Source organism: Streptomyces sp. NPDC007205, from assembly GCF_040634095.1.
GTDB lineage: Bacteria > Actinomycetota > Actinomycetes > Streptomycetales > Streptomycetaceae > Streptomyces.
The window spans coordinates 1-6,700 of sequence record NZ_JBEYEW010000100.1 but is presented as its reverse complement, the minus strand read 5'-3'; the positions used below and the strand labels follow the sequence as shown (position 1 = coordinate 6,700).

Here is a 6,700-nt window from a genome sequence, read left to right as displayed (position 1 = left end):
GACGAGAAGGGGCAGTCCGTTCGCGTCCGACAGGATGTGCATCTTGGAACCCGGCTTGCCCCGGTCCACGGGGCTCGGACCTGTGTGTTCGCCCCTTTTTTAGCCCTGACGTGGGCGGTGTCGAGGACGACGCGGGTGATGTCGATGAGGCCAGCGTCGTCGAGCCGGTGCAGCACCGCTTCGTGCAGGCGGCCCCAGACACCGGCTCTCGACCAGATCAAGAACCGGCGGTGAGCTGTCGACTTGGATATGCCGAAGCATGGCGGCAGTTGGCGCCAAGCGCAGCCGCTGACCAGGACGTAGATCATGGCAGCGAACAGTGTCTCATCAGGTGTGTCCTGCGTTCCGCCGCCCTGCGGCCGTACCCTCGACGGCGGGATCAGCGGCTTCGCGATCTCCCACAGCCCGTCCGGGACAATCCAACTCCACGTGCCCTGCCCCATGACCAGGTCAACGACGCCTCACCACATAGGACACGGTCTAAGCTTGCGTTTTAACATCTGCCTCGATCATTTTTCGGCTGGTCGAGGTAGATAAGAGAGCCCGCACGGAGTTGAGTGTCAGCCCTCAATCTTCATGCGACACACCGAGGTCATGGCGCATAGCGGTTCTCATAGCTCGGAGCATCTCCCAGACCTCGTACTGGGCCTGTACTGCGGTCTCCATCGTTTCGCCTGGTTCGGGGGCACCCCGTTCAAGGCGCTTGACCTGGCCGTAGACCTTGTTCAGGGCTTGGTTGACGACACTCGCTCGCCTGAGTACTTCTTCTGGGGCGATCATCTGTGCTTCGGAATATCGATCGCGGTGCGCGTTCTTCGCCCCCTCGAGTGCGTCACTGTCGGCCTCCTCCACGCCGCGTTCCCTCATGACGTGCAGGTGGCGGTTGAGTGCGGTGGTGAACTGCCGAGCATCCCGGTTGAGTTGCACGTAGCAGGTGCGCCGCAGCGAACGGTTCTCGCGGACCTCCTCATGGTCTCGAACGAGCTCTATCTCCAGGCGCTTCGCTCGTTCGGAGCCGCGCTGGGTGAGTAGCGCTCCTCCCAGGGTTCCTGCGACGCCTGCCACAGCGATGATCACTGAGCTGAGATCCACCGACGTACCCCGTGAAATCCATCGGCCTCGTGCCCGCTGCACATGGCCCAGGCCGTCAAGTTTGCCGCTCCTTGGTGCGACGGGGTTTGGTGCCCTTCTTTTGGTGGGCGGGGCGGCTGTACGCCTCGCCGGTGGCGAGGACTCTGCCTACGTCATGCCGGGTGGCCGGGCGGCGGTTCTTCGAACCCGGCGGTCGGCCAGGCCCGGGACGAGACGGTTTCGGTGCACTGGCCGGGGAGCCGGTCTTCGTGCACAGGTTCCTGAACCCCCGGCGGACCCGGGCCGGCGTGAGCTTGTTCGGCGGGGCCGGTTTCTCCCAGGGGCGCCGGAGATCGGTGGCCAGCGGACGGGCGAGCCGGAGCTGGGCATAGGCGGCGATCACGAGCCAGGTCCACCGGTCGGCCGCTTCCGAGCTGCGGAGCCGAGGCTTGGTCCAGCCGAGGGTCTGCTTGAACAGGCGGAATGTGTGCTCGATGTCGAAACGGCGGAGGAAGGACTGCCAGCAGCGGTCGACGTCTGCTTCGGTGGCGCTGGTGCGCGACCACCACAGCCAGACGGGCTTGTTGACTCCGCCGCTGGGCAGCTTCTCCACGGCCAGGCGGATGACGGTGCCCTCGATGATGGGCAGCGGCCCGTCGTGGTCGAGCCATGCGGCCCGGCGGGTCAGCCGCGGGTGCAGCCGGTCCCACGCCTGCGCGGTCGCCTTCCCGTAGAGCCGGGTGTCCGTGACGGTCACGGCCTCCTCGGTGCCCCAGGTTGCGGGGTCGCCGAAGACGAACTCGCCGCCGTGCTTGGGCGGCCGGCCGCCCTTGGGGTTGGCCAGGTGGAACTCTTCGCGGGAGGGGGTCGGACGCCGCATCACCCGGTCCGAACGGAGTCGGCCGAGGATCTCGACGGGCAGGTCACCCAGCAGGTGGGCGATGCGAGGAGCGTCGTATCCCGCGTCCAGCACGACCAGGGCCTCCGGGTCACCCGGCCGCCACTGGCCGGCGGCGACCAGGCGCTCGATGACCTCGCGGATCTGCACTGTGGTCACCGCGGCGACGTCGGCGCCGGGCTCCAGACGGACCGCGTCCAGCACTGCCGTCCACGAGTTGCGGCCGGTCTCCAGGGCGGTCACCACCGAGTACAGCCAGCCGGGCATCATCTGATGCTTGCCCTCGCCCCGGCCGAACGTGTGGCAAAAGGTCCGGTCAGCACACGTGTTGGCGTCCGGGCGCAGCCACGGCGAGACATCCACCGCCAGCACGAGCCGACCATCCGCCGCCCTCGGCAACGGCACCCCGGCCAGGGCCCGACGCAGCCGGGCGACGTCGATCCGGCCTTGGTTGAGTCCGCCGTACAGGGCTCCGTGCCCACGGCGGTGTTCAGGCGCGAGTGCAAGATCGACCAGCGTCCGCACCGGCCCGTCCGTGCACAGCAGCGCGTCGCATAACTCGAACAATGCGTCGCCCCGCGCGGTCAGACACGCATACAGCTCCGACCGGAAGTGTGACACTTCCGCGAACGCATCTCGCAGGACGGCCTGATGCACCAAACTCACGACCACGGCCTTCGTGTTGATCCACTCTGTGACGGAGCACAGGATCAGGCGGAGGCCGCCTACACGTCCGCCGAACTGCGAAAACACTGATCAAGTGCGAGCCGCGTTCGATGCCGGTCGTTAAATGACAAGCTAAGTGCCTGTTTCCGAACCCGGGCGGTGCGGGGACGGCTCAACCATCACGCTGCGTGACGCTCGTTCGGCTGAAGGCGGCGTGTGGCTCTCGGAACCCGTTGCATGTGCAGGATGGCGGCATGTCAGCCCGCCTGCGCTGTGACGACGCCTGGTTCCTCCTTGGTGATCAGCGGATCGCCATGGAGGTTGACCTGGGCCTATTCCTCCCGGACACGGGCTTGTGGGGCGGCGTCCTGCGCCACGTTCCGGTAGGGCTGGCGGATGCCATGAGAGACGCTGAGGCTCGCTTGCGTTTGCCGACCGGCCAGGAGCGTCGGATCCGCCCTCTTGCCATGCCCAACGATGAAACGTCTGTGCCCTTCATCGGTGAAGGAACGGTACCGTTCTGAAAGTACTGCTGCTCGGGGGGACGTGGTGACGCAGCCGTGTCGTTGCTGGGGCAGGGTGCGTTGATCGGGTGACACGCCGGCGTGGTCGTGTCGGCGGTTCGCCTCGTGCCTGCCCGGCCATTCCGGCCCGGCAGCCTCATGACGTCTCAGCGCAGCGTGCGGCGGTGCCGGCCGGAGCGCCGCAGGTGCACGCCCAGGAACACCAGGGCTGCGATGAACACCACGATGCCGATGACCAGCAGGTAGAACAGCCCTTTGGCGACGGCGCCGATGATGCCCAGCACGATCGCGGCGATGACGAGGATCAGGAAGAGCGTCATGGTGTAAGGCACCTCCTCGATGGCCGGTCAGCGGCGGGCGAGCTGCCGCTCACCGTTCGCGCCGGGCTGGTAGGGCAGGCCGTAGTGCGCGAAGATCGCGGCCTCGTCCTCGGCGGGCAGGACGTCGTCCATGCCGATCGCCGGGCACTTCTTCACCAGCGACCGGTCGTAGTCGACCTTGACGTAGCCCGGCCCCGCGATCGCGCCGTTCAATGGGACGAAGACCAGGTGGCGGCGGGTGGGCAGCCCGACCTGGACGGTGGCCATGGCGGGCTCGTCGGTGCTGGTGTCCACGTAGACGGACTCCAGCACGCCGATCTTGTGACCGCCCACATCGACGACGTCGTGGGTCCGCCACTCCCGGATATCCGCGATCTGGATCATCTCAGGTCCCCATTCGTGCGGTCAGGTGCCCGTAGCCGGTGCACTTCTCAGCCTGCCCCGCAAAGCCCGCCCACACCAGCCTGGACACCCCGCCGGGCCTCCCCGGGCGGCCAGCCATGACGGTTCCCCCGGTGACGCGCCGCAGACGGCATTGGGGACCAGCGGTACAGCCGTTGGCGCTAAGCACTTGATCATGGGTGTCTAGCACAGGCGACCGGCCTTGTTCGGGGGGGCGCCGGAAGAGCCTCGATCACTGGTGGGGGTGGCTACCGTCCGCCGCATGCCGGTGGAATTTCTGACTGATGAGCAGGCTGAGGCGAGGATCCATCAAGGGCGGCTGCGGCTGTGACGGCAGGAGAGGCGCAGCCCGAAAAGGGCGCGGTGGACCGGTCGGAAGGATTCGGTGAGCGGCTGCTGGGGGTGCTGCTGGACCAGGCCCACGAGATGCCACCGCATCTGATCGCCCCGCTGATCGTGGAAGTGGTGGGCCGGGTCGGGGGCCGTGACGTCTCGGTCCTCCTGCAGGACTACGAACCACTGATGCTGGTGCCGCTGCCGGGTAGGCGGCTGACCGTCGGCGAGCGCGCGCCGATTGATGGCTCCCCCGCCGGCACGGCCTTCCGGAGCGGAACCCCGGTCGAGGTGCCGCAGGCAGACGGCGTGCGGATCTACCTGCCGTTGCTGGACGGCAGCGACCAGGTGGGGGTGCTGGCGCTCACCCTGGACACCGTCGACGACGACCGGCGGCTGCTGCACCGACTGGCCGGCCTGGCCGCCCCCATGCTGGTCACCAAGAACGACTACACCGACCAGTTCTTCCAGACCCGACGGCGCGAGCCGATGAGCGTGGCCGCGGAGATCCAGTGGTCCCTGCTGCCCCCGCTGTCGATGTCCACCCCGCAGGTCGCGGTGGCCGGCATCCTCGAACCCGCCTACGAGGTCGCCGGCGACAGCTTCGACTACGCCCTCAACGACGACATCCTGCACGTCGCCGCGGTCGATGCGATGGGCCACGGCCTGGAAGCCGCCACCATGGCGACCGTCGCCATCGGCGCCTACCGGCACGCCCGACGCACCGACGTCGGGCTGTCCGGGATCTACGCGTTCATGGACCGGGCCATCGCCGGGCAGTTCGGGTCCGAGCACTTCGTCACCGCACAGATGATGCGCCTGAACGTTGCGACAGGCCACCTGCAACGGGTCAACGCCGGCCACCCCGCGCCGCTGCTGATTCGCAACCACCAGGTCGTCCGGCAACTGCACAGCCCCACCACCTTGCCGGTCGGCTTCGGCGGCGACGAGCCCCAGCTCAGCGAGCAGACGCTCCAGGTCGGCGACCGGGTGCTGTGACACCGATGGCCTGATCGAGGAGCACGATGTCCGCGGCGAGCAGTTCGGCGAGGAGCAACTCATCGCCTGGGTGAACCGCATCGAGCACGCCGAGGAAGGGGTTCGGGCGGCGGTGCGCTCTCTCTCCCGCACCCTGATCCGGGAGCGGGGCGGGATCACCAGCGACGACGCGACCCTCTTCCTGATCGAGTGGCGCGGCGGTGCCGCCGACCACATTGCCACCCTGGAATGAGCCGATACCGCCCGACTGGTGGTGCGGCCGTTGGCGGTGACTCTTGCATGTCACGCGAGAAAATCGCGAGGGATCTATCGTCAAGGTATGAGCGTGTTCATCAAGCTGGTGGAGAACCGGCCCCCCAAGGAATACGCGGAGCTGGCGGCTGCAGATATCTCCTACGACGACATCACCGAAGGTGAGTCGCCTGCCACGTACGAGTACGACCTGCTGCCGAGCGGCGCATTGCGGATCCTCAGGGTGACCAAAGGCGAAGCCGCTGTCGTCGAATCGATCTACGCTCCCGGACTCTGGTTCCGTGTCCAGGGTCAGTGGCGCGGTAATGCGGAATAGCAAGCGCTCTGCCGGCGGCCGGGCGCTGCCGGCAGCTGGGCCCGGCCGTCGGTGCTTGAGGTCCGAGCAGAATGTGCTCATGCTTCGCGTCAGCCGACGGAGTCACGTCGGAAACTACCTGCAGGTGTAGCCTGGATTGTGGGTTGCGCACTCTCACGTGTTGCGCCTGAAAGGACGGCCCCGGCGGTTTCACCGGGGCCGTTTCGGGGATCACGCAGAGCGTGCTGGCGCGGTCACACGGGCGCCATGGCCGCCCTCGGAGTCCCAGACCGCTTCTCGGGCCTGATCGGCTTCTATCACGATCCGTTGGAATTCGGCCCTCTCCAGCAGATCACTCGCTGTGTGGCTGCGCAGCGGACCGGTAGCCGCGGTCATCAGCCAGGCGGCGATGGCCGGATCCGTCTGCGGCGGAATCACCAGCAGGTCCCAGCGGCCGACGGTGTAGGCAGCAACAGCTTGTGGGGGTCTTGCTCGGCCTTGAACCAGCCGACGCTCACCACATGCCCATCAACGGGCACCTTCCGTGGGATGACCGGCCACAGGGTCGGGTTCACCGTGACATGCGTGATGCGCCCCCAAAGGGGATCCAGCACCGCTGTCAACGCAGGAAGTTCCGCCGCCAGGTCGCGGGAGCGGGGCCACCAGGCACCGTCCAGAAGAGCACCAGGGGTGTCCGTTGAGGCGAGCGCAAGACGCAGCGGCAGCGAAAAGGTCCGCTCCTCGACCGCCGGCGTATACAGAATGGTCGCGGTCATGACGCGGACCTGTCCCCGTGCCAGTGTACACCGGCCCGGGGTTGTGAATCGCCGAGAACGACAGGAGCTTTAGACCGTGTCCTATGTGGTGAGGCGAACGAGTCGTTTGTAGCAGCACAGGGCGGCGGCGAGACCGAGAAAGGCGAGGTAGTTCCTGGGGTTTC

Annotated in this window: 6 protein-coding genes and 3 pseudogenes; 3 read left to right on the top strand and 6 right to left on the bottom strand. The window is 67.3% G+C overall.

What is annotated here, in order from left to right; all coding sequences use genetic code 11:
• The 3 genes and pseudogenes from ABZ624_RS41600 to ABZ624_RS41590 all read right to left on the bottom strand — a co-directional run.
• Window positions 1-443 (bottom strand): annotated as a pseudogene (locus ABZ624_RS41600) (transposase); the annotation flags it as partial.
• A 124-nt stretch (window positions 444-567) separates the two neighbouring features.
• Entirely contained in the window at window positions 568-1,092 is a 525-nt protein-coding gene (locus tag ABZ624_RS41595) for a hypothetical protein (RefSeq protein WP_360100719.1), read from the bottom strand.
• Between the two features lie 55 nt (window positions 1,093-1,147).
• On the bottom strand, window positions 1,148-2,635 hold the full coding sequence (locus tag ABZ624_RS41590; protein ID WP_360100716.1) for an NF041680 family putative transposase: 1,488 nt from the start codon (window positions 2,633-2,635) through the stop codon (window positions 1,148-1,150).
• Window positions 2,636-2,889: 254 nt separating this feature from the next.
• Between ABZ624_RS41590 and ABZ624_RS41585 the strand changes: the two genes are divergently transcribed.
• Entirely contained in the window at window positions 2,890-3,159 is a 270-nt protein-coding gene (locus tag ABZ624_RS41585; RefSeq protein WP_360100713.1) for a hypothetical protein, read from the top strand.
• Between the two features lie 146 nt (window positions 3,160-3,305).
• On the opposite strand, the gene ABZ624_RS41580 is transcribed toward ABZ624_RS41585, so the two are convergent.
• Both ABZ624_RS41580 and ABZ624_RS41575 read right to left on the bottom strand, forming a co-directional pair.
• A complete protein-coding gene (locus ABZ624_RS41580) occupies window positions 3,306-3,479 on the bottom strand; it encodes a hypothetical protein (RefSeq protein WP_360100710.1) in 174 nt (57 codons plus the stop codon).
• A 27-nt stretch (window positions 3,480-3,506) separates the two neighbouring features.
• Window positions 3,507-3,863 carry a PRC-barrel domain-containing protein gene (locus ABZ624_RS41575; protein ID WP_360100707.1) on the bottom strand — a complete coding sequence of 119 codons (357 nt, stop codon included), beginning with the start codon at window positions 3,861-3,863 and terminating at the stop codon, window positions 3,507-3,509.
• 345 nt (window positions 3,864-4,208) lie between these two features.
• Here ABZ624_RS41575 and ABZ624_RS41570 point away from each other — a divergent pair.
• Window positions 4,209-5,445, top strand: a pseudogene (locus ABZ624_RS41570) (GAF domain-containing SpoIIE family protein phosphatase).
• Window positions 5,446-5,532: 87 nt separating this feature from the next.
• Window positions 5,533-5,781, top strand: a complete 249-nt coding sequence (locus ABZ624_RS41565) for a hypothetical protein (RefSeq protein WP_352226419.1) — start codon at window positions 5,533-5,535, stop codon at window positions 5,779-5,781.
• Window positions 5,782-5,991: 210 nt separating this feature from the next.
• Here the strand turns inward: ABZ624_RS41565 and ABZ624_RS41560 are convergent.
• Window positions 5,992-6,536 (bottom strand): annotated as a pseudogene (locus ABZ624_RS41560) (DUF5994 family protein).
• Window positions 6,537-6,700 lie beyond the last annotated feature (164 nt).

Coding starts and splice junctions, on each gene's coding strand:
- ABZ624_RS41575 (WP_360100707.1), bottom strand. CDS start 3,863: ATGATCCAGATCGCGGATATCCGGGAGTGGCGGACCCACGACGTCGTC.
- ABZ624_RS41565 (WP_352226419.1), top strand. CDS start 5,533: ATGAGCGTGTTCATCAAGCTGGTGGAGAACCGGCCCCCCAAGGAATAC.
- ABZ624_RS41580 (WP_360100710.1), bottom strand. CDS start 3,479: ATGACGCTCTTCCTGATCCTCGTCATCGCCGCGATCGTGCTGGGCATC.
- ABZ624_RS41585 (WP_360100713.1), top strand. CDS start 2,890: ATGTCAGCCCGCCTGCGCTGTGACGACGCCTGGTTCCTCCTTGGTGAT.